The organism is Paenarthrobacter sp. YJN-5 (assembly GCF_015040095.1).
Taxonomy (GTDB): domain Bacteria; phylum Actinomycetota; class Actinomycetes; order Actinomycetales; family Micrococcaceae; genus Arthrobacter; species Arthrobacter ureafaciens.
In genome coordinates this window covers 2375619-2398366 of record NZ_CP053544.1, presented here as the reverse complement: position 1 = coordinate 2398366, position 22748 = coordinate 2375619, and the positions used below count along the sequence as shown (strand labels likewise).

Below are 22748 nucleotides of genomic sequence, written 5' to 3'. Positions count from 1 at the left end.
ATACATACGCGATGGCACTTACCGCGTCGGTCAAGGACGAACTGTCCCGGCTGGACATCAAGAAGTCCTCAGTCCGCAAGGCCGAAGTCTCGGCCATGCTCCGGTTTGCGGGCGGCCTGCACATTATTTCGGGCCGGATCGTCATCGAGGCCGAGGTGGACCTGGCTTCCACCGCCCGGCGGCTTCGGGCGGCCATTGCCGAAGTTTACGGCCACCAAAGCGAAATCATCGTCGTCTCCGGCGGTGGCCTCCGCCGCGGCAGCCGTTACGTCGTGCGCGTGGTCCGCGACGGCGAGGCGCTGGCCCGGCAAACCGGCCTCCTGGACGGCCGGGGCCGGCCTGTGCGGGGGCTGCCGTCGGTGGTCGTCAACGGTTCGGCGGCGGATGCGGAGGCCGTGTGGCGCGGGGCCTTCCTCGCCCACGGCTCGCTCACGGAACCGGGACGGTCCTCCTCCTTGGAGGTGACGTGCCCGGGTCCCGAGTCCGCATTGGCACTGGTCGGCGCAGCACGCCGCCTTGGCATCCAGGCCAAAGCACGGGAGGTACGGGGAGTTGACCGTGTGGTCATCCGCGACGGCGACACCATCGCCGCTTTGCTGACCCGGATGGGGGCCCACGATGCACTGATGGTGTGGGAAGAACGGCGAATGCGGAAGGAAGTGCGCGCCACGGCCAACAGGTTGGCCAACTTCGACGACGCCAACCTGCGCCGCTCCGCCCAAGCGGCCGTTGCTGCCGGCGCCAGGGTCGACAGGGCCCTGGAGATCCTCGGCGACGACGTTCCCGAGCACCTGAAATACGCGGGGGAGCTGCGGGTTGCCCACAAGCAGGCAAGCCTGGATGAACTGGGCCGGCTTGCCGATCCGCCCATGACCAAAGACGCGATCGCCGGACGCATCCGGCGTCTGCTGGCCATGGCGGACAAACGCGCGCTCGACTTGGGCATCCCGGGTACAGAGGCAAATGTGACTCCGGAAATGATGGACGAATAGCCGCCGCCCATAGAATCGACAGGGTGCGGGGGAAATACTCCGGGGGCCAGTCGGGTTGTCGCCCGTAGACTCAACAGGAGGCTTCACCGCCCAAGGGTTTCCGGCCGGTTCATCGGCCGGATGAACAGAACGAGAGTTACCAACCGGACTTCGGTCCACTACATTGGAGGATTTCGTGACAGAGTACGTCCTGCCCGAGCTCGGCTACGACTACGCAGCACTGGAGCCGCACATTTCGGCAAAGATCATGGAGCTGCACCACAGCAAGCACCATGCCGCCTACGTTGCCGGCGCCAACAACGCCCTCGCACAGCTGGCCGAAGCCCGCGAAAAGGGTGATTTCGCCAACATCAACCGCCTCTCCAAGGACCTTGCGTTCCACACCGGCGGCCACATCAACCACTCCGTGTTCTGGAACAACATCTCCCCGGACGGTGGCGACAAGCCCGAAGGCGAGCTCTCGGCAGCCATCGAGGATGCCTTCGGCTCGTTCGATGCCTTCCGCGCACAGTTCACTGCCGCAGCACTTGCCTTGCAGGGCTCCGGCTGGGCCTTCCTTGCCTACGAGCCCATTGGCGGCAACCTCGTGATCGAACAGCTCTACGATCAGCAGGGCAACGTTGCCGTGGGCACCACCCCGCTGCTCATGCTCGACATGTGGGAGCACGCTTTCTACCTGGACTACGTCAACGTCAAGGCTGACTACGTGAAGGCTTACTGGAACATCGTCAACTGGGCAGACGTAGCCAAGCGCTTCGAAGCAGCCCGCGCCAACGCCACGGGGCTCATCGTTCTCTAGGTGGTGAGGCCGCGTTCATTGAGGTGTAACAAAAGTCACATTTCAGTGAAATAGGCCCAAATGCTGAAATGCCTGCCTCCGCAGTTGCGGGGGCAGGCTCAGTTAAACGTAAGATGGATCACGGAAGGCGGTTAGCCTTCAGCAACGTGGCTGGTCGCCCTCCGATCTGATAATCACCTCTGCCCAATGACGTGCGGGGTCTGTTGGTTGGACCCAAATCCAACTCACGAGGCGTGCTTGCAAGAGCACCAAGGAGATTGACAAACAGTGACCACCCGTATTGGTATCAACGGCTTCGGCCGCATCGGCCGTAACTACTTCCGCGCCGCGCTGGCACAGGGCGCAGACCTTGAGATCGTGGCAGTCAACGATCTCACCAACCCTGAGACCCTGGCGCACCTCCTGAAGTACGACTCCGTCGGAGGCCGTCTGACCCAGTCCGTGGAAGTTGTGGACGGCAACATCGTCGTTGACGGCAAGTCCATCAAGGTTCTGGCAGAGCGTGATCCCGCCAACCTTCCCTGGGCCGACCTCGGCGTTGACATCGTCATCGAGTCCACAGGCTTCTTCACCGCAGCTTCGGCAGCGCAGAAGCACATCGACGCCGGCGCCAAGAAGGTTCTTATTTCGGCGCCTGCCAGCGACGAGGACATCACGATCGTCATGGGCGTGAACGACGACCTCTACGACCCCGCCGCCCACAACATCATTTCGAACGCATCGTGCACCACCAACTGCCTCGGCCCCCTGGCCAAGGTTGTCAACGACGCCTTCGGCATCGAGCGTGGCCTGATGACCACCGTGCACGCGTACACGGCAGACCAGAACCTGCAGGACGGCCCGCACAAGGACCTGCGCCGCGCACGTGCAGCTGCCATCAACATGGTGCCCACGTCCACCGGCGCTGCGAAGGCCATCGGCCTGGTGCTTCCCGAACTCAAGGGCAAGCTTGACGGCTACGCCATCCGCGTGCCCGTCCCCACCGGTTCGGCTACGGACCTGACTGTGACCGTGTCCCGCGAAGTGACGGTTGAGGAAGTCAACGCGGCTGTAAAGGCTGCTGCCGAGTCCGAGGAGTGGGCGGGCATTCTTACCTACACTGACGCCCCGATTGTTTCCTCTGACATCGTGGGGGATCCGGCGTCGTCCATCTTTGACTCGGGCCTGACCAAGGTCATCGGCAACCAGGTCAAGGTTGTTTCCTGGTATGACAACGAGTGGGGCTACTCCAACCGCCTCGTAGACCTCACGGAGCTCGTTGCATCCAAGCTGGGCTAGGGTAGACACATGACATCTCACACCCTCAACGAACTCATCGCTGAAGGTGTCCGCGGGCGGTACATTCTGGTACGAAGTGACCTGAATGTGCCGCTCGACGGCTCTACAGTGACCGATGACGGCCGCATCAAGGCTTCCCTTCCGGTCCTTAAGAAGCTCTCGGACGCCGGTGCCCGCGTGCTCGTAACCGCCCACCTCGGACGCCCCAAGGGAACTCCCGAGGAAAAGTACTCCCTCAAGCCTGCTGCAGCCCGTCTGGCTGAGCTCGCCGACTTCAAGGTCCAGTTGGCCGAAGATACCGTCGGAGAGTCCGCCAAGGCCCTGGCTGCGGCGTTGCAGGATGGTGAAGTGCTCGTCCTGGAGAACGTCCGTTTCGACGCACGCGAAACCAGCAAGGACGACGCCGAACGTGGCTCCTTTGCTGACGAGCTTGTAGCGCTGACCGGGGACAACGGAGCATTCGTGGATGACGCTTTCGGCGCCGTCCACCGCAAGCACGCCAGCGTCTACGACGTCGCTACCCGCCTGCCCGCTTACTTGGGCGACCTCGTCCACTCCGAGGTTGAGGTCCTCCGGAAACTCACCACGGACACGCAGCGTCCGTATGTGGTGGTGCTTGGCGGTTCCAAGGTCTCGGACAAGCTCGCGGTTATTGACAACCTCCTGGGTAAGGCGGACACCATCCTCGTTGGTGGCGGTATGCTGTTCACCTTCCTGGCAGCGGCCGGCCACAAGGTGGCGGGCAGCCTGCTGGAAGAGGACCAGATTCCCGTTGTCCAGGACTACCTCAAGCGCGCTGCCGATGCCGGTACGTCATTCGTCATCCCGACCGACGTCGTGGTCGCTTCCAAGTTCTCCGCAGACGCGGAGCACGAGGTAGTGAAGGCTGACGCCATTGAGGAAAGCTCTTTCGGCAAGAGCGGTATCGGCCTGGACATTGGTCCGGAATCAGCTTCCGCTTTTGCTGCCCAGATCGAGGGTGCCAAGACTGTTTTCTGGAATGGCCCCATGGGCGTTTTCGAGTTCGAGGCCTTCTCCGGCGGCACACGTGCCATCGCCCAGGCCCTGACGGACACCGTGGCTTTCACAGTGGTTGGCGGCGGCGATTCGGCTGCGGCCGTTCGTACCCTCGGGTTCGAGGACTCGCAGTTCGGCCACATTTCCACCGGCGGCGGTGCCAGCCTTGAGTACCTCGAGGGCAAGGAACTTCCGGGCCTCAGCGTCCTGGACCGCTAAATCAGCAATCCGGCCGGCGGGACGCCCCTGCGTTCTGCCGGCCGTTCACTTTTCACAAGCAATCTTGGAGTTCACGTGACTACTTCTGCCAACGGCAACTTCGTCCGCAAACCCTTCATCGCCGGCAACTGGAAGATGAACATGGACCATGTCCAGGGCATCACCCTGTTGCAGAAGCTGGCGTGGACGCTTTCGGACGCCAAACATGACTACAACCGTGTTGAAGTTGCCGTCTTCCCTCCGTTCACAGACCTTCGCGGTGTGCAGACTCTCGTCCAAGGCGATGAACTGGACGTCGTCTACGGCGGCCAGGACCTTTCCCAGTTTGATTCCGGCGCGTACACGGGAGACATCTCCGGTCAGTTCCTGAACAAACTGGGTTGCGCCTATGTCCTGGTTGGGCACAGCGAACGCCGCACCATCCACAACGAATCCGACGAGGTCCTGAACGCCAAGGTCAAGGCGGCGTTCCGCCACGAAGTCACTCCCGTCTTGTGCGTTGGTGAAGGCCTCGAGGTTCGCCAAGCGGGCACCCATGTGGACCACACGCTGGCCCAGCTGCGGGCCGGAGTCGAGGGACTCACGGCAGAGCAGGCAGCTCAGCTTGTGGTTGCGTACGAGCCCGTGTGGGCCATCGGCACCGGCGAGGTGGCTGGCCCGGACGATGCACAGGAGATGTGCGCAGCCATCCGCGCTGAACTCGCGCAACTGTTCGACGCCGACGTGGCAGGGAAGACCCGGCTGCTCTATGGCGGATCGGTCAAGGCCAACAACGCTGCGGCCATCATGGCCGGGACCGACGTCGATGGCCTGCTTGTGGGTGGCGCCAGCCTTGACCCGGCCGAGTTTGCTAACATTGTCAGGTTCGAGAGCCACGTCGCCAAGGGCTAGTCGGGCTCCCGTTTTCCGTTTCTTCGAAAGGCCGTCGTGGACGTTCTTCAAGTCATCCTGCAGATTCTGCTGGGCATCACCAGCCTCCTGCTGACCTTGCTCATCCTCCTGCACAAGGGCCGCGGTGGCGGCTTGTCGGATATGTTCGGCGGTGGCATGAGTTCCGGGCTGAGTTCGTCCGGCGTCGCTGAGCGGAACCTGAACAGGTTTACCATCATCCTGGGTGTTACGTGGGGTGTGGTGATCATCGGGCTGGGCCTGATCATGCGCTTCACCTCCGGTGGGGATTCCTAGCCTTCATCCGAAGGGTGCCGCCGTCCGCGCCCTGGCATTAGACTGTGCGTGTCGGCCTGAAAGGCCTACTGGCCTTTCAGGCCGATCACCGAGTCGCTAGGGGATCGAAATGGTTCATGGCACGCAAGGTTACCGGGGCACCCGGGTGGGCGTAGCCCAGGGGTCGCCTCCCAGAAATCACAGTGATCATAGTGATGGAGAACAACTGCCGCGTATTCGTGTTCCCTATTGGTGCGCCAAGGGACACGAGACGCGGCTTGTTTTTCTTAAGCTGCCCGAAGATCAGATACCAGTGAGCTGGGATTGCCCGAAGTGCGGGCTACCCGCCTCCAGGGATCCGCTGCACCCGGCTTCGGCACGCTCCGAGGACGAGATTTTCAAGTCGCACCTGGACTACGTTAAAGAAAGACGCTCCAGCCAAGACGCGGAAAAGGTCTTGGCCGGAGCGCTTGAACGCCTACGCGCCCGCGGGGTCCTTCCGGACCAGCTGCTGGGGGACGCGTGAAGCCGCATTCTCATCAATAAGCCACAGTGTCCTGGCTTGGCCCACGGGGCCTGCTGCGGGCACCTGTACTGGATTGGCACCGGCCAAGGCCAGGCCTACCGCGCCGGCCTTGTCCTCGCCCGCAACCACCATCCAGATTTCCTGGGCGGTGTTGATGGCGGGGAGCGTCAGCGAAATACGCGACGGCGGCGGCTTCGGCGAGTTCTCGACCCCCACTACCGTTCGGCTCTTCTCCCTGATTGCACCCTGTTCCGGGAAGAGGGAGGCCACATGCGCATCCGGACCGACACCCAGCAGCAAGACGTCGAAGCGGGGGAGTGCTGCGGGCTCTTCCGGACGATCATCTGACATGTCGGCTGCGTGCTCGGCTTCCGCTGCTTCCTTGAGCTTGGTTGCGTAATCCTGGGCTGCTTCGTCGGCAGTCGCAAAATCGTCAGACGAGCCAGGTTCGTGGACCCGGTTCGGATCTACGGGCAGATGTGCCAACAGAGCCTGGTAGGCCTGACGCGTGTTCCTGTCCTCGCTGTCGGCGGGCACAAAACGTTCATCCCCCCACCAGAAATTCACCCGGGACCAGTCGACTGCCGGAGCCGCGGCCGACTCCGCCACGGCCTTCAGCGTGCCGATACCGACGGTTCCGCCGGTGAGGACCACCGTAGCTTCCCCGTGCTTGTCCTGGACGTCCACAAGCTTGGTGATGAGGCGTGCCGCAATGGCTGCCATCAGAACCTTGGAGTCGGGGTGGATGCTAACTCTTGGCTCAGCGCGCACTGGTCTGGACTCTCCTTTGACTGGTAAGTGGAAGTCCCATCGTAATCACTTCTCCGAAGACTTCGTCGGGGTCGAGCCGGCGGAGTTCTTCTGCGAGGCAGTCCTTGAGGCTGCGGCGCGGAAGGGCAATGCGCTGCGCAGGCTGTCCCGGCTGGGTCAGTTCCGCCACGGACAGACCCGGCCGGAACAACTGCACGTCGCCGCTGGCCCGCGTCAACCGCACCCGCCGAATGCCCGTTCCTGCGGGGTCGGCCACAATAGTGACCGGTGCCTGCAGCGCCAAGGTCAACCACGCCGCCAGCAGGAGCGTGCTGGGTGAATCCGACGCGCCTTCAACGGCGATGGCCGACACGGGATCGCTGTCCACCTGGTCCAGCACCGCAGCGAGTTGGATGCGCCAGTTGGTCAGGCGGGTCCAGGCGAGGTCGGTGTCGCCGGCCTTGTAGGTTCGGCGGATGTTCTCCAGGGCCTGGGCGGGGTCCGGTTCGTTTGCGGAGTCGGTGATCCGGCGGTGCGCGATCGCTCCGATGGAGGTCTCGCACGCGCTTTCGGGTGCCCCGTTCGGCCACCAGGCCACGATCGGGGCGTCCGGGAGCAGCAGCGCAGCCACCAGGGACTCGCTTTCGTGGGCCATCTGCCCGTACCCGCGCAGCACGATCACTTCCGAGGCACCCGCGTCGCCACCGACGCGGATCTGCGCGTCCAACCGGTCCGGGGCCTGCGCTCCGGCGTCGGCCAGCACGATGATCCGGCAGGGGTGCTCACGGGAAGCTTCGTTAGCGGCCTCGATCGCTTCTTCTTCCTGCCCGGACCTGGTCACCACCACCAGCGTCAGCACCCGGCCCAGCGCAATCACCCCGCCCTGCTCACGCAACGAGGTGATCTTCTTGGAAATCTTCGAGGTGGTTGTATCGGGAAGATCTACGATCATGGCCTTCTCCAGGTTCGTCCGTCACGGGCCAGGAGCTCATCGGCCGAAGCCGGCCCCCAACTGCCCGGTGCGTAAGGTTGCGGTTGTTCGTCCAGCCCGGCCCAGTACTCCTCGAACGGGTCAAGGATCTTCCAGGACAACTCCACTTCCTGATGCCGGGGGAACAACGGCGGCTCACCCAGCAGCACGTCCAGGATCAGCCGCTCATACGCCTCGGGGGACGACTCGGTGAAGGAATGCCCGTAGCCGAAGTCCATGGTCACGTCACGCACTTCCATCTGCGTGCCCGGGACCTTGGACCCGAAGCGGATCGTGGCACCCTCATCAGGCTGGACCCGGATCACCACAGCGTTCTGCCCGAAGTCGTCCTCGGCGTGATCACGGAAGAGCAGGTTCGGGGCGCGTTTGAAGACCACGGCGATCTCTGTCACGCGTCGGCCCAGGCGCTTGCCTGCACGCAGGTAGAAAGGCACACCGGCCCACCGCCGCGTATTGATGTCCACCCGGATCGCGGCATACGTTTCGGTCTTGGAATCGGCGGGGATGCCGTCCTCATCCAGATAGCCCAGGACTTTCTCACCGCCCTGCCAGCCACCGGTGAACTGTCCCCGCGCCGAATGCGTGGACAGGTCCTCGGGCAACTTCACCGCAGCGAGGACCTTTTCCTTCTCCGCACGCAAATCATCGGCATTGAACGAAATAGGTTCTTCCATAGCCGTCAAGGCCAGGAGCTGCAGGAGGTGGTTCTGGATCACGTCACGGGCCGCGCCCACACCGTCGTAATAGCCTGCACGGCCGCCGGTGCCGATGTCCTCGGCCATGGTGATCTGCACGTGGTCAACGTAGTTCGCGTTCCACAACGGCTCGAACAACTGGTTCGCAAAACGCAACGCCAGGATGTTCTGGACTGTTTCCTTGCCCAGGTAGTGATCGATCCGGAACACCGCATCCGGCGGGAACACCGACTCCACAATGTCATTGAGCGCCCGCGCCGATTCGAGGTCATGGCCGAACGGCTTCTCGATGACCACACGCCGCCACTGCCCGGGCCTGGCCTGCGCCAACCCGTGCTTGGACAGCTGCCGGCAGACCTGCTCGAAGGCCTTCGGCGGGATCGAGAGATAGAAGCCATGGTTGCCGCGGGTGCCACGGGTCTGGTCGAGCTCGTCGAGGACATCCCCGAGGCGCTCGAACGCGTCGTCGTCGTCGAACTCACCCTTGACGAAACGGATACCGGAAGCAAGCTGTTCCCACACCGCCTCGTCAAACTTCGTCCGCGCGTGGGCCCTGACGTTTTCCTTCACCTCGGCCGCGAAGTCAGCATCATCCCAATCCCGACGACCGAAACCCACCAACGCAAAACTCGGAGGCAACAACCCACGGTTGGCCAGGTCATACACGGCCGGCATCAATTTCTTCCGGGCCAAGTCACCGGTAACCCCGAAGAACACCAACGACGACGGCCCGGCAATGCGGTTCAGGCGGCGGTCCCGCGGATCACGCAACGGATTGCGCAGGCCGGCGTTCTTCCTGCCGTTTTCAGTTTCTGGCATGTTTGCTTTTGTGCCTTAGCTTTCGAGTGCGCTGGCCTGGCCGGCCAAAGCAGCGACGACTTGCTGGAGTTGTGCCACGCCTGCTGCACGCTCTGTGAGGTGCAAGCGGAGGACAGGCCGGCCGTGTCCTTCGAGGACCTGGGCATCGCCCGATGCCTGGGCGGAGATAAGTTCCCCGAAGGTAAACGGGCGCTCAGGAATTTCAAGATCAGTGGAGGATGCCGCAGTGACCTGCAGGAACACGCCGATCGCGGGGCCGCCCTTGTGGAACTGGCCGGTGGAGTGCAGGAACCTGGGTCCCCACCCAAAGGTCACCGGACGTCCGCTCACAGCGGCAAGCTCCTCACGGATGCCTTCGAGGGGCGCGTGGCTGATGCGGTCAAGGTAGGCCTGAACGCTCAGGTACCCATCAGGTCCCAGCTGATCAAGCAGCGCCTGCACGGCCTCGGTGACGGTAGCCGCCTGGCCCAACCACTCACCGCCGCGGACCTCAACGGCACCATCGGTGAAAGCAGCCGGCGTCGGCTCCGGGCGGGCGTCCAGCAAGCCGCGGGCAGCCACCTTGGCTGCTTCGACGTCGGGCTGGTCAAACGGGTTGATGCCCAAAAGGCGGCCGGCGACGGCGGTGGCAAATTCCCAAACAAACATCTGGGTTGCCAGGCCGCCGGCAATGGCGACCTCGTTCTCACGCAGTTCAACATCGGCGTCGGCGTCCACAAGCCTGACGACCAGTACGTCCTCAGCGCCACCCCGGGCTTCCGGGGAGTCGGGACCCGCCACTACGGGGAGTACGCCGGTGCCGAGCTTGCCGGTTGATTCGGCGATAAGTTGTTCTGCCCAGTCCGCGAAACCGACAATGCCGGAGCCGTCTTCAGCAATGACGATCTTGTTGCGCAGGGGGGTGGTTCCACCCAGAGCGACGCCCAGGGACAGGCCGATGTTGTCCGCGGAGTCCTCGTTGAGCACTTCAGCGGCTTCTTCGGCTTCGTCGAGGAAGGCCTGGATGTCGACGCCGGCGAGGCCGCAGGGCACGAGGCCGAAGGCCGTCAGGGCCGAGAAACGTCCGCCAACGTTCGGATCCGCGTTGAACACCGCACGGTAACCCGCCTCCCGCGAGGCTTTGTCCAAGGGTGAACCGGGGTCCGTCACAATGATGATCCGGCTCTTGGCGTCCAGGCCGGCGTCGTTGAACGCCTTCTCGAACACCCGTCGCTGGGAATCGGTCTCAACAGTGGAACCGGACTTGGAAGAAACGACGATCGCCGTTTCCGCCAACCGGTCTGCAAGGGCAGCACCAACCTGCTCGGGGTCGGTGCTGTCGAGAACAGTCAGCTCGACGCCAGCGGTGCCGGCAATGACCTCCGGCGCCAGAGAGGAACCGCCCATGCCGCAAAGGACAATATGGGAGACGCCTTCGGCGCGGAGGGCATCACGCAGTTCCAGGATCTGGCCTACCAGGGGCTGGGATACGGCCGGAGCCTCAACCCATCCCAGGCGGATGGCCGACTCCGACTCCGCGTCCGGGCCCCACAACGTGTGGTCCTTGGCGAAAATCCGCGTGGCAATCCGGTCTTCGACCAGGCTGTCAATGTGCTTGGCGATTGCCTGCTGTGCGGCACCGCTGGCGTCAAAGCTGATTGTGCTCATTGTTGGTTAGGAAGCCTTCCGTGCAGTTGCAAGTGCGCCTTCGACGTCGGCCAGCAGTTCCTTCCAGCTGGCCACGAACTTATCCAGACCTTCTGACTCAAGGAGGGCCACGACGTCGTTGTAGGAAACGCCGAGCTTCTCGAGGGCATCAAGGGTGCTGTTGGCCTCTTCGTAGGTACCGGTCACGGTGTCCCCGGTAACCACGCCGTGGTCGAAGGTTGCGTCGAGGGTCTTCTCGGGCATGGTGTTGACGACCCCGGGGGCAACAAGCTCGGTGACGTAGAGGGTATCCGGGTAGGCCGGATCCTTGACGCCGGTGGAGGCCCACAGCGGACGCTGGGGAAGGGCTCCGGCCTCTGCCAGGACTGCCCAGCGTTCGGTGGAGAACAGCTCTTCGTAGACCTGGTAGGCAAGACGGGCGTTGGCCACACCGGCCTTGCCCTTGAGTGCCTTGGCCTCTTCGGTGCCGATGGCGTCCAGGCGCTTGTCGATCTCGGTGTCCACGCGGGAGACGAAGAAAGATGCCACCGAGTGGATCTTGGAGAGGTCGTGTCCGTTTTCCTTCGCCTGCTCCAAGCCGGACTGGAAAGCGTTGATGACTGCCCGGTAACGCTCCAGGGAGAAGATCAGTGTCACGTTGACGCTGATGCCCTCGGCCAGGACGGCCGTGATGGCCTCGAGGCCCTCGAGCGTCGCGGGGATTTTGATGTGGACGTTGTCCTTGTTCACCGTGGCGTACAGCTGCTTCGCTTCGGCGATCGTGCCTTCCGTGTCCCAAGCGAGGCGGGGGTCCACCTCGATGGAAACGCGGCCGTCGACACCATTGGTGGCGGCAGCGACAGGTGCGAAGAGGTCGCAGGCGTCGGCGACATCGGTGGTGGTGATGGCGAAGATTGTTTCTTCAACGCTGGCACCCTCTGCAGCCTTCGCTGCGATGGTCGCGTCGTAGTCCGTGCCGGCGGTGATCGCGGCATGGAAGATGGACGGGTTGGTGGTTACGCCAACGACGTTTTTCTCGTCGATGAGTTTCTGCAGCGTGCCAGTGTCCAGGCGGGTGCGGGAGAGGTCATCGAGCCAGATGGAAACGCCGGCGTCGGAGAGTTGCTGCGTGGGAGTGCTGGTCATGTCTTTTATCTCCTTCGAAGTTCGCAGTCAGTTATGCGTTGACGGCTGCGAGCGAGTCTTTGGCAGCGGCTGCAACGGCTTCGGCGGTGATGCCGAACTCCGTGAAGAGCCGCTTGTAGTCGGCGGAGGCGCCGAAGTGCTCAAGGCTGATGGAACGGCCGGCGTCCCCAACGAATTCGCGCCATCCCTGGGCAAGGCCGGCTTCGACGGAAACGCGTGCCTTCACATCGGACGGAAGGACGGACTCGCGGTATGCCTCGTCCTGCTTGTTGAACCACTCAACGCACGGCATGGAGACAACGCGGGTGGCGATGCCTTCGGCCTGGAGGGCTTCGCGGGCTGCGACGGCGAGCTGGACCTCGGAACCGGTGCCGATCAGGATCACCTGGGCGTCAACCGTTTCGCCGCCCTTGGAAGCTTCGGCCAGGACGTAGCCGCCCTTTGCCACGCCGGCGGTGGACGCGAACGTGTCACCGCTGGCTTCACCTTCACCGCGTGCATACGTGGGGATGTTCTGGCGGGTCAGGACGATGCCTGCCGGGTTCTCGTGGTTCTCCAGCATGACCTTCCAGGCTGCGGCAACCTCGTTGGCGTCGCCCGGGCGGACAACATCCAGGCCGGGGATGGCGCGCAGGGAAGCGAGCTGCTCCACAGGCTGGTGGGTGGGACCGTCTTCGCCCAGGCCGATGGAGTCGTGCGTCCAGACGTACAGCGAGGGAACACCCATCAGGGCGCCGAGGCGGATGGCCGGGCGCTGGTAGTCAGAGAAGATCAGGAACGTGCCGGAGAACGCACGGGTGCGGCCATGCAGGGCGATGCCGTTCACAATGGACGCAGCAGCGTGCTCGCGGATACCGAAGTGCAGCACACGACCGTACGGGTTGCCCTTCCAAGCGTCGGTGGAACGCGAGGTGGGGATGAACGACGGCGAGCCCTCGATCGTGGTGTTGTTGGACTCGGCGAGGTCGGCAGAACCGCCCCAGAGCTCAGGAAGGACCGGGCCGATCGCGTTCAGGACCTTGCCCGAAGCTGCACGGGTGGAAACGTCCTTGCCCGCCTCGAACACCGGCAGGGCTGCGTCGATACCCACGGGCAGCTTCTTGGCCTCGATGCGCTCCAGCAGTGCGGCACCATCCGGGTTGGACGCCTGCCATGCCTCGAACTTGCTCTGCCAGGCAGCGCGCTCTTCGGAACCACGCTCAACTACCTTGCGGGCGTGGGCGAGAACCTCTTCATCGACCTCGAAGGACTTCGCAGGATCAAAACCGAGGACCGACTTCAGCGCGGCCACTTCTTCCGCACCGAGGGCCGAACCGTGGATCTTGCCGGTGTTCTGCTTCTTCGGGGCCGGGTAACCGATGATGGTGCGCAGCGAGATGATGGACGGCTTGGTGGTCTCTGCCTTGGCCTTCAGCAGGGCTGAGTAGAGCTCCTGGACATCTTCGACGTACTCGCCGGTCTTGGTCCAGTCCACGCGCTGGGTGTGCCAGCCGTAAGCTTCGTAACGCTTCAGGACGTCCTCGGTGAACGCAACGTCGGTGTCGTCTTCGATCGAGATGTGGTTCTCGTCATAGATCACTACGAGGTTGCCCAGTTCCTGGTGGCCGGCCAACGAGGAAGCCTCGGAGGTCACGCCTTCCTGCAGGTCGCCGTCGGAAGCGATGACCCAGATGGTGTGGTCGAACGGCGACTCGCCGGCGGGAGCACCGGCGTCGAACAGGCCGCGCTGGCGGCGCTGGGAGTAAGCGAACCCGACCGAGGACGCGAGGCCCTGGCCCAGCGGGCCGGTGGTGATTTCCACGCCTGCGGTGTGCTTGTACTCGGGGTGGCCCGGGGTTAGGGAGCCCCAGGTACGCAACGCCTCAAGGTCCTTCAGTTCCAGGCCGTAACCCGAGAGGAACAACTGGATGTAGAGCGTCAGGGAGGTGTGGCCGGGGGAGAGGATGAACCGGTCGCGGCCAATCCACTCAGGGTTCTTGGGGTCGTGGCGCATCAGCTTCTGGAAGAGCAGGTAAGCCGCGGGCGCCAGGCTCATGGCCGTACCCGGGTGGCCGTTCCCGACCTTCTCCACAGCGTCGGCAGCCAACACGCGAACGGTGTCAACAGCCTTCTGGTCCAGATCGGTCCAGGACAGTTCTTGCTCTTCCAAATGTGGCACGAAAACCGAGCCCCTCTCTGTGCTGACGGCGGGATAGCGGATACACGACCGCGCAGGAAGCTCAGATGGCGCCCGCTGCAATGTGTCTACCAGCCGTTCACCATTGAAACGTTGATCTTTCTTCCAGACACACGGACAGCCCGAGAATACGGTTTCCCGGAAGATCGACGCGCGCTGATCTGCTTCACAGCTTAGCCCTAAATGTGGTCCAAAGCTCAGGAAATCCCACTAACTGGACAGAAAAACAGCTTTTATGAATCACCATGGCGTCAGCCGGTAGTGAAGAGTCAGAAACATTGGCGTATTTTGCGGACATGGGCCCGCTTCCGGCCACGGTATGATATTTGGAGGCCTCCAGTGGCTCGCGCGCCCGCGGTTCATTTCCGCGAATCAGGACGCTGCCGCTGCGCAAACCCCGAGAGCATAGAACAGAGTGACTGCCGTCGTGAGCACAACTGATACGCCCGTCAACGCGACCCCGGCCCGGGGAAGCATTGGATTTTCCCGCAAGCTCAAGGCGTATCTGGCTCTCACCAAACCGCGCGTCATAGAACTCCTTCTGGTGAGCACGTTGCCCACCATGATCTTTGCCCAGCGGGGATTCCCGTCCATCGGGCTCATGCTGGCAACCCTCGTCGGAGGTGCCTTCGCTGCCGGCAGCGCAGGCGTGTTCAACTGCTACATCGACCGCGATATCGACAAACTCATGCACCGCACGGAAAAGCGGCCGCTGGTCACCGGTGAGGTCAGCCCGCGTGAAGCGATTGTCTTCGCATGGCTCCTCGGTGCGGCCTCCATCGCCATCCTGTGGTTCGGCGCCAACCCGCTCTCCGCTTGGCTGGGCCTCGGCGCGATCGTTTTCTACGTGGTCATCTACACGATGATCCTCAAGCGCCGCACCGCCCAGAACATCGTCTGGGGAGGCGCGGCAGGTTGTTTCCCCGTCCTCATCGCATGGTCCGCAGTCACCAACACCGTTGAATGGCCGGCCATCGTACTGTTCATGGTGATTTTCCTGTGGACTCCGCCGCACTATTGGCCGCTGTCCATGCGCTACGGCGAGGACTACCGGAACGCCAAGGTCCCCATGCTCGGGGCGATTGCGGGCGCCAAGGTCGTCTCGGTGCAGGTTGTCCTATACGCCTGGGCCATGGTGGCCTGCTCGCTGCTGATGATTCCGGTGGGTGGAGCAGGGTGGGTTTACACCATCGCGGCCGTTGCCACCGGCGCCTGGTTCCTCTACGAAAGCCACGCCCTCTACAAACGGGCACAGGGCGGGGACGTCTCCAACAAGGGCGCAATGAAGGTTTTCCACGGCTCCATCAGCTACCTGACACTGCTCTTCATCGCCTTGGCCGTGGACCCGTTCGTCGGCTCACCCCTCATCGGCGGCTAGTCGCCTAAAGCGGCCCAACCCGCCACAGCCCGACGTCGACGCTCGCCCCTGAGCGTCGCCGTCGGGCTTTGTTGTTGCCCGCCCAACGTTCCTCTGTCACATCCCAACCCGGGTAGCCGTTTCCTCTCCCACATCCCAACGCGATTAGCCGTTTCCTCTGTCACATCCCAACGCGATTAGCCGTTTCCTCTCGCACATCCCCACGCGATTAGCCGTTTCCTCTCCCACATCCCAACCCGGGTGGCCGTTTCCTCTGTCACATCCCAACCCGGGTAGCCGTTTCCTCTCCCACATCCCAACGCGCGGAGCCGTTTCCTCTCCCACATCCCAACCCGGGTGGCCGTTTCCTCTGGCACATCCCAACGCGCGTGGCCGTTTCCTCTGCGACTGAGGCCGTCCGGTCATGTCGTCCAGACGCCGGAACGTAAAAAGCCCGACGCCGGCACTCCGGCGTGAGTTTTCGTGATCACCGTCCGAGATCAGACCCCAAGCCGTCCCGCACGCTGAGCAGGAGTGCCAAGAATTCCACCTCGAATTTGAAGTCCTGGCGGCAGCCCCCGGATGCAGCTGCCCGAGTCCCGTCTGCGTCATGGGAGAGCATCCTCGAAAACCCCGACGGGACGTGACAGAGGAACCTCCAAACCCCGACGGGACCTGACAGAGGAACGCCCGAAAACCGACGGGACATGACAGAGGAACGCCCGAGTTACAGGGTGCCTCCGGCTACTTAACGGGGCTGGCCTTGGCGAGGTCTGCAGCGTTGGTCGAGGCACTCATGAGCAGTGCCGCACCCAGCATGTGGGCACCCACCAGCAGCGCGGGGATGCCGTTGTAGTACTGCGTGAAGCCAATGACTGCCTGGAGAGCTGTGACCGCGAGCATGAGGAAGGCAGCCGTACGGAAGGGGCCGCTGATTTTGTGCCGCAACACCATGTAGCCGGCGAACAGCGAGCCAGCCGTGATGACGTAGGCCGGGATGGCGTGGATGTGGGAGAACAGGTCCCAGTCGAGGTCGTTCCGGGGAGCGTCGGCGTCGCCGGCGTGGGGGCCGGCACCCGTCACCACCACGCCGAGCATGACCGCGATGGTGGAGAAGACCAGGACGGCCATCATCGCGGGACGGAGGATGGACGGGAGCGGTGCAAGCGTCCTGTTCATGAACCGCCCGGTCCGGCCAAATGCCCTGTTGACCAGGAGCGTGGCAACGACAACCAGCGCCATGGAGACGAGGAAATGCAGCCCGACCACCCACGGGTTGAGGCCGGAAAGGACCGTGATGCCACCGATGATTGCTTGCGCAGGGATGCTTGCGAGCAGGCCCAAGGCAAGCAGGAAGAGGTCCCGGCGTTCCTTGCGGAGGTTCCACAAGTAGACGAGCATCAACGCGGCTACCGCGGCAAGGGCGAACGTCAGGAGCCTGTTGCCGAACTCAATGAAGCCATGAATGCCCATCTCAGGGGTGTTGACCAGGGAGTCATCGGTGCAACGCGGCCAGGTCGGGCAGCCCAGCCCGGATGCGGTCAGGCGCACGGCACCACCGGTGACTACAAGGACTGTCTGGCCGATCAAGGAGAGGACCGCCAGGCGGCGTACGGTGCGGTTCACCTCCGTGGGCAGCTTGGACGTAAGCCGCTGTACGGTCTTTGGAAGGCGCGATGCCGTGCTCACAGGATTCTCGATTCTTCTGGGGTCAGTTCCACTTGAACCAGCGGATGGCTGCGGCTCCGGCAAGAACCGTCCACAGCAAGAGGACTACGACGGCGGGGACGGGAACCAATCCATACTGGAAAGCGTCCCGGAGTGCTTCTCCCAACGCCCCGGAGGGCAGGAAATGCACAATGGCCTGGGCGAGGCCCGGCAAGCGTTCGGCGGGAACCACAATGCCGCCCAGTGCGCCCAGCAGGATCCACAACAAGTTGGTGATGGCAAGCGTTGCCTCGGGACGGACGGTGCCCGCTACCAGGAGGCCCAGGGCCGTGAAAGCCGCGGCGCCCAAAACCAGGATCGCGAGCCCGGGAAGCCAACCGGACGGGTGGGGTTGCCACCCCAGGAACGCTGCGATGACGCCGACCACCACCACTTGGAGGAACAACACCACCAACACCGCGAGGATCTTGCCGGCGATGAGCCCGCCGCGGCCCAGGGGAGTGGTGGAAAGGAACCGAAGTACCCCGTAGCGGCGGTCGAAGCCGGTGGCGATGCCTTGTCCGGTGAACGCCGTGGACATGGCGCAGAGGGCAAGGATGCCGGGGGTGGCGATGTCCACACGAGCACCGCCCAAACCGTCCAGCAGCGGCGTGACAACCAATCCAAGCAATGCAAGGAGCGGCAGGATGATGGCCAGGATGAGTTGCTCGCCGTTGCGGAGCATGGTGATGGTCTCGTAGCGTCCCTGCTGCAGGATGCGTCGCGTCAGGGATGCGGGACCTGCATTGGTGCCGAGGAGCGGGCTCATCGAAGATCCCTTCCGGAAATGTCCAGGAATACGTCCTCGAGGCTCCTTGCCTCAAGGCGAAGCGATGCAGGCAAGATGTCCTTTTCCGCCCACCAGGCTGCCAGCGAAGCAAGGTCCGCCGGTGTTAGTGCCCCGCTGACAGTGAAACTTCCCGCACGGGTCTGCGTCACCTGCAGTTCGGCACTGAGGGCAGCCCCCAGTTCGAGCCCTGGCGGAATGTCGAAGTACAGGGTCCTGTCGGCGATATCCGCTGAATGCTCCTGGGCCAGCAACTCCGCGACAGTGCCTTCAGCGACGTTGTGGCCGCCGTCGATGATGTAAACGTAATCGGCCAACCGTTCCGCGTCATCCATCAAATGGGTCGTCAGGACAATACCCATGCCGGCGTCGCGGAGCTCGGCAATGAGCTCGAAGACGATCTGGCGCGACTGCGGATCCAGTCCGGCGCTCGGCTCGTCGAGGAAGAGGATCTCGGGGTTGCCCACCAGGGCTGCCGCCAGGGCCAGCCGCTGCTTCTGCCCGCCGGAGAGGCGGCGCACGGACGTCCGGCTGAACTGGTCGATGCCCAAACGGTCAACAAGGAGGCCCAGGTCCATGGGCTTTTGGTACATGCCGGCAATATGCCGCAGCAACGGCAGGGGACGGGCCGACGGCGGGAGGCCGCCGTCCTGGAGCATCACGCCGACGCGGGACCTCAGTTCCGCACCTGCGGTATCAGGATCCTGGCCAAGGAGGGAGATGGCGCCTCCGGTGCGTTTTTGCAGGCCTTGTGCGCATTCCAGGGTGGTGGTCTTACCGGCCCCGTTTGCACCTAGGAGCGCGGTGATTTCGCCGCGACCGGCCACAAGGGAAAGGTCACTCACTACACGGAGCATCTTGCCGTCGAGGGAGGCCAGGGGGCCCACATCCTTGACGAGTCCGTCTATGCTGAGGACAGGGGAGTCGGTGGATCGCACCAAAGTATTCTACGCGAAGTAGTACGGTCACATGCGGTTGGGAAGGTGAGGTCAGTCTCGCCTTACTAGAGACCGGAAACAAATTACGACATGATTATGTTGTGTATTCCGTGAGCACCCCCGTTTCCATGCCATCAAAGCGGCATGCGGCACCAGCCGGAGCCCCCATGGCGGCTCCCGCGCTGCCGGACGCTGAAGATCGCACGCGCGACCGCGTGCTCAGCGCCGTGCTCGAAAACGGTCCGGTCAGCGCCGCCGAACTGGGCGATCTGCTGGGCTTCACGCCGGCCGCTGTCAGGAGGCACCTCGACCACCTTGAGCGCAACGGCGTCATCGAGGTGAAGCGGGTGGCGAAGGCCGGCTCCGGTGCCGGACGCCCGGCACGCCGCTATGTCCTGAGTTCCCAGGGCCAGTCAAAGCTCGGGGACGATTACCTGAACATCGCAAGCTCGGCCCTGCGCAAGCTCGAGGCCATCGCCGGAGCAGACGCCGTCCGTGAGTATGCGGAGGAACGTTTCGCTGAGCTGGAGAGCCGCTACGCACCCGAGGTGGAAGCTGCCGGGGACGACATCACCTCGCGCGCCATGGCACTGTCCCAGGCACTCAGCCGCGACGGCTACGTAGCGTCGGCACACTCGATTGAAGCCAAAGCTCCGTTGCCCGCCGAATTCTCCAGCGTCCAGTTGTGCCAGGGCCATTGCCCAATCCAGCAACTGGCTGCCGAATTCCCGGTGTTCTGCGATACGGAGACCAAAGTGTTTTCCCGTTTGGTGGGCGTCGACGTGCGCCGGCTGTCCACTTTGGCGCAAGGCGGTCACGTCTGCACCACCCATATACCTACCGGGCGCCCCTCGGCCACAGTGCTCCCAGGCACTGCAGTGCCGGCGGGAAGCCCGTCCCAGGAATCAAACAACCAGCAAGAAAGGCCGTGATGACGGGTCAATTAGCTGAAGGAACAGCAGAGAAGGCAGTAGCTGACGGCACTGTGATCTCGGAGATTCTGGAAAAGAATCCCGAGTTGCACGGTATCGGCAACTACGAATACGGCTGGGCCGACAAGAACGACGTCGGCGCCAATGCCCGCCGTGGCCTGAGCGAGGAGGTTGTCCGTGACATCTCCGAGAAGAAGAGCGAGCCCGAATGGATGCTCGACCTGCGCCTGAAGGGCCTGAAGTACTTCGATCGCAAGCCCATGCCTACGTGGGGTGCAGACCTCTCCGGCATCGACTTCGACAACATCAAGTACTTCGTCCGGTCCACGGAGAAGCAGGCTGCAACGTGGGAAGACCTTCCGGAGGACATCCGGAACACCTACGAGAAGCTCGGCATCCCCGAAGCTGAGCGCAGCCGCCTCGTTTCCGGTGTGGCCGCACAGTACGAGTCCGAGGTTGTTTACCACCAGATCCGCGAGGACCTGGAAGCCCAGGGCGTCATCTTCCTGGACACGGATACCGCACTGAAGGAGCACCCGGAGATCTTCCAGGAGTACTTCGGCACGGTCATTCCGGTGGGTGACAACAAGTTCGCTTCGTTGAACACCGCGGTCTGGTCCGGCGGTTCCTTCGTTTACGTGCCCAAGGGTGTCCACGTAGAGATCCCGCTGCAGGCCTACTTCCGCATCAACACGGAGAACATGGGCCAGTTCGAACGTACGCTGATCATCGCGGACGAAGACTCCTATGTGCACTACATCGAGGGTTGCACGGCTCCGATCTACACCTCGGATTCACTGCACTCGGCCGTTGTGGAGATCATCGTGAAGAAGGGCGCCCGCGTCCGCTACACGACCATCCAGAACTGGTCCAACAACGTGTACAACCTCGTCACCAAGCGCGCCATCTGCGAAGAAGGCGCCACCATGGAGTGGGTCGATGGCAACATCGGTTCCAAGGTGACCATGAAGTACCCGGCAGTTTACCTGGTTGGCGAGCACGCCAAGGGCGAAACCCTGTCCATCGCCTTCGCCGGTGAGGGGCAGCACCAGGACACCGGCTCCAAGATGGTCCACATCGCGCCGAACACCAAGAGCTCCATCATCTCCAAGTCGGTGGCCCGCGGTGGCGGCCGTGCTGCCTACCGCGGCCTGGTCCAGGTCCGCGAGGGCGCAAAGCACTCAGCCAACACGGTCCGCTGTGATGCCCTCCTGGTGGACACGATCTCCCGTTCGGACACCTACCCGTACATCGACATCCGCGAGGACGACGTCGTACTGGGCCACGAAGCCACCGTTTCACGCGTCAGCGAAGAGCAGCTGTTCTATCTGATGTCCCGCGGCATGCCGGAGGACGAGGCCATGGCCATGATCGTGCGCGGCTTCATTGAGCCGATCGCCCGCGAGCTGCCCATGGAATACGCCCTCGAGCTGAACCGCTTGATTGAACTTCAGATGGAAGGATCCGTCGGTTAACAATGACTGATATCACTACCGAAAAGGCCCGTATCGGCGCGCCTTCAGCCCAACCCTTTATCGACGGCTTCACGGAGGAGGGCGAGAATCTTTCGCCCATCAACGCGTCAGGTTCGACGGCGGAACAGCCTTCCGCAGGTCCGCTCGCGGGCGCTTCGGCCAAGAGCCATTCGCATGGCGGCGGCGTCGGCGTTCCGGACAGCTCCCGGGCCGGTCGTTTGACCTCTTATGAACTGAACGATTTCAAGGCATTGACCGGCTTGGAAGAAGACTGGCGCTTCACGCCGCTTCGCCGCCTGCGCGGCCTCCACACTGAGGCCTTGACCGGCGCAGCTCCCACCACCACTGTGTCCGCCCCTGCCGGTGTCACGGTGGAGACCGTGGGCCGCGATGACCAGCGCATCGGCCTGGCCGGCATTCCGGAAGACCGGGTTTCCGCCAACGCCTGGGCAAACTTCAAGGAAGCCACGGTCATCACGGTTCCTTCGGAGACGTCGCTTGAGTCGGAGATCACGGTGACCCTCGCGGGCGCCGGCACCGAGGCAGCTGCCCAGCACGTGGTTGTGGTTGCGCAGAAGTTCTCCAAGGCCGTGCTTGTCCTGGGCCATGAAGGCTCAGCCGTCGTGTCCGAGAACGTGGAGATCATCGTCGAAGACGGCGCCGACCTCACCGTCGTTTCCCTGCAGGAATGGAACGACGACTCCGTTCACGCGTCGTCGCAGCAGGCGAAGATCGGCCGCGACGCCAAGTTCAAGCACATCGTGGTCAGCCTTGGCGGCGACCTTGTCCGGGTGACGCCGACGGCACGCTTTGCCGCCCCCGGTGGCGAGGCCGAACTCTTCGGCCTTTACTTTGCCGATGCAGGACAGCACCTGGAGCACCGCACCTTCGTTGACCACGCACAGCCCAACTGCGTGTCGAACGTCCTGTACAAGGGCGCTCTCCAGGGCAAGGGTGCACACACGGTGTGGGTTGGCGACGTTCTGATCCAGAAGAACGCCGAGGGCACTGACAGCTACGAGAAGAACCAGAACCTGGTCCTGACCGATGGCTGCCGCGCTGACTCCGTGCCGAACCTCGAGATCGAAACCGGCCTCATCGAGGGTGCGGGCCATGCCAGCGCCACCGGCCGTTTTGATGATGAGCACCTGTTCTACCTCATGGCGCGCGGTATTCCGGAAGATGTTGCCCGCAGGCTCGTGGTCCGCGGCTTCCTCAACGAAATCATCCAGAAGATCAAGGTCCCGGCCATCGAGGAACGCCTGACCGCTGCGGTTGAGCGCGAACTCGCTGCGACAGACAACTAACTCTCTGGGACAGACAACCAGCGTCTCCCGACACGACAGGCATCAGA

Annotated in this window: 20 protein-coding genes; 11 read left to right on the top strand and 9 right to left on the bottom strand. The window is 63.2% G+C overall.

Annotated features, from left to right (window positions below):
* Nucleotides 1–11 precede the first annotated feature (11 nt).
* The 7 genes from whiA (at nt 12) to HMI59_RS11380 (ending at nt 5995) form a co-directional block, all read left to right on the top strand.
* Nucleotides 12–992, top strand: coding sequence for a DNA-binding protein WhiA (whiA, locus tag HMI59_RS11410; protein WP_021470406.1), 981 nt, complete (start codon nt 12–14; stop codon nt 990–992).
* A 175-nt stretch (nt 993–1167) separates the two neighbouring features.
* Nucleotides 1168–1791 carry a superoxide dismutase gene (locus HMI59_RS11405; RefSeq protein WP_166184239.1) on the top strand — a complete coding sequence of 208 codons (624 nt, stop codon included), beginning with the start codon at nt 1168–1170 and terminating at the stop codon, nt 1789–1791.
* A gap of 267 nt (nt 1792–2058) precedes the next feature.
* On the top strand, nt 2059–3069 hold the full coding sequence (gap, locus tag HMI59_RS11400; RefSeq protein WP_021470408.1) for a type I glyceraldehyde-3-phosphate dehydrogenase: 1011 nt from the start codon (nt 2059–2061) through the stop codon (nt 3067–3069).
* A gap of 9 nt (nt 3070–3078) precedes the next feature.
* Nucleotides 3079–4305, top strand: coding sequence for a phosphoglycerate kinase (pgk, locus tag HMI59_RS11395; protein ID WP_193591372.1), 1227 nt, complete (start codon nt 3079–3081; stop codon nt 4303–4305).
* A gap of 75 nt (nt 4306–4380) precedes the next feature.
* Complete coding sequence (gene tpiA, locus HMI59_RS11390) at nt 4381–5196, top strand: triose-phosphate isomerase (protein ID WP_021470410.1); 816 nt, start codon at nt 4381–4383, stop codon at nt 5194–5196.
* 36 nt (nt 5197–5232) lie between these two features.
* The gene (secG, locus tag HMI59_RS11385; RefSeq protein ID WP_021470411.1) at nt 5233–5490 is read left to right on the top strand and encodes a preprotein translocase subunit SecG; all 258 of its coding nucleotides are present in this window, start codon (nt 5233–5235) and stop codon (nt 5488–5490) included.
* A 109-nt stretch (nt 5491–5599) separates the two neighbouring features.
* Nucleotides 5600–5995: an RNA polymerase-binding protein RbpA gene (locus HMI59_RS11380; RefSeq protein ID WP_079941385.1), complete on the top strand. Its 396-nt coding sequence runs from the start codon at nt 5600–5602 to the stop codon at nt 5993–5995.
* Here HMI59_RS11380 and pgl read toward each other — a convergent pair.
* The 6 genes from pgl to tkt are packed head-to-tail and all read right to left on the bottom strand — an operon-like array spanning nt 5948 to nt 14171.
* On the bottom strand, nt 5948–6766 hold the full coding sequence (gene pgl, locus HMI59_RS11375; RefSeq protein ID WP_021470412.1) for a 6-phosphogluconolactonase: 819 nt from the start codon (nt 6764–6766) through the stop codon (nt 5948–5950). The two genes, HMI59_RS11380 and pgl, sit on opposite strands and share 48 nt — an antisense overlap.
* Nucleotides 6756–7697: a glucose-6-phosphate dehydrogenase assembly protein OpcA gene (locus HMI59_RS11370; protein ID WP_021470413.1), complete on the bottom strand. Its 942-nt coding sequence runs from the start codon at nt 7695–7697 to the stop codon at nt 6756–6758. Before HMI59_RS11370 ends, pgl begins: the two co-directional genes overlap by 11 nt.
* Nucleotides 7694–9250, bottom strand: coding sequence for a glucose-6-phosphate dehydrogenase (zwf, locus tag HMI59_RS11365; RefSeq protein WP_193591371.1), 1557 nt, complete (start codon nt 9248–9250; stop codon nt 7694–7696). The genes HMI59_RS11370 and zwf overlap by 4 nt, the downstream gene beginning before the upstream one ends.
* Before the next feature lie 15 nt (nt 9251–9265).
* Nucleotides 9266–10897, bottom strand: coding sequence for a glucose-6-phosphate isomerase (locus HMI59_RS11360; RefSeq protein ID WP_021470415.1), 1632 nt, complete (start codon nt 10895–10897; stop codon nt 9266–9268).
* 6 nt (nt 10898–10903) lie between these two features.
* Nucleotides 10904–12022, bottom strand: coding sequence for a transaldolase (gene tal / locus HMI59_RS11355; protein WP_062096849.1), 1119 nt, complete (start codon nt 12020–12022; stop codon nt 10904–10906).
* Nucleotides 12023–12053: 31 nt separating this feature from the next.
* Nucleotides 12054–14171, bottom strand: coding sequence for a transketolase (gene tkt, locus HMI59_RS11350; protein ID WP_193593739.1), 2118 nt, complete (start codon nt 14169–14171; stop codon nt 12054–12056).
* Between the two features lie 442 nt (nt 14172–14613).
* Here tkt and HMI59_RS11345 point away from each other — a divergent pair, with 442 nt between their 5' ends.
* The gene (locus tag HMI59_RS11345) at nt 14614–15576 is read left to right on the top strand and encodes a heme o synthase (RefSeq protein WP_021470418.1); all 963 of its coding nucleotides are present in this window, start codon (nt 14614–14616) and stop codon (nt 15574–15576) included.
* Between the two features lie 723 nt (nt 15577–16299).
* Here the strand turns inward: HMI59_RS11345 and HMI59_RS11340 are convergent.
* From HMI59_RS11340 to HMI59_RS11330, 3 genes are read right to left on the bottom strand one after another with little or no spacing between them, the layout of a single operon-like run.
* Nucleotides 16300–17244 (bottom strand): heme A synthase, encoded by a 945-nt coding sequence (locus tag HMI59_RS11340; RefSeq protein ID WP_193591370.1) that lies wholly within the window; start codon nt 17242–17244, stop codon nt 16300–16302.
* A gap of 22 nt (nt 17245–17266) precedes the next feature.
* Complete coding sequence (locus HMI59_RS11335; RefSeq protein ID WP_021470421.1) at nt 17267–18031, bottom strand: ABC transporter permease; 765 nt, start codon at nt 18029–18031, stop codon at nt 17267–17269.
* Nucleotides 18028–18987 carry an ABC transporter ATP-binding protein gene (locus HMI59_RS11330; protein ID WP_193591369.1) on the bottom strand — a complete coding sequence of 320 codons (960 nt, stop codon included), beginning with the start codon at nt 18985–18987 and terminating at the stop codon, nt 18028–18030. The genes HMI59_RS11335 and HMI59_RS11330 overlap by 4 nt, the downstream gene beginning before the upstream one ends.
* A 128-nt stretch (nt 18988–19115) precedes the next feature.
* On the opposite strand from HMI59_RS11330, the gene HMI59_RS11325 reads away from it, so the two are divergent.
* Genes HMI59_RS11325 through sufD form a run of 3 tightly spaced genes read left to right on the top strand, consistent with a single transcriptional unit; the run spans nt 19116 to nt 22701 of the window.
* On the top strand, nt 19116–19919 hold the full coding sequence (locus HMI59_RS11325) for a metalloregulator ArsR/SmtB family transcription factor (RefSeq protein ID WP_031215925.1): 804 nt from the start codon (nt 19116–19118) through the stop codon (nt 19917–19919).
* The gene (sufB, locus tag HMI59_RS11320; protein WP_021470424.1) at nt 19919–21394 is read left to right on the top strand and encodes a Fe-S cluster assembly protein SufB; all 1476 of its coding nucleotides are present in this window, start codon (nt 19919–19921) and stop codon (nt 21392–21394) included. Before HMI59_RS11325 ends, sufB begins: the two co-directional genes overlap by 1 nt.
* 2 nt (nt 21395–21396) lie before the next feature.
* Entirely contained in the window at nt 21397–22701 is a 1305-nt protein-coding gene (gene sufD, locus HMI59_RS11315) for a Fe-S cluster assembly protein SufD (protein ID WP_021470425.1), read from the top strand.
* Nucleotides 22702–22748: the final 47 nt, after the last annotated feature.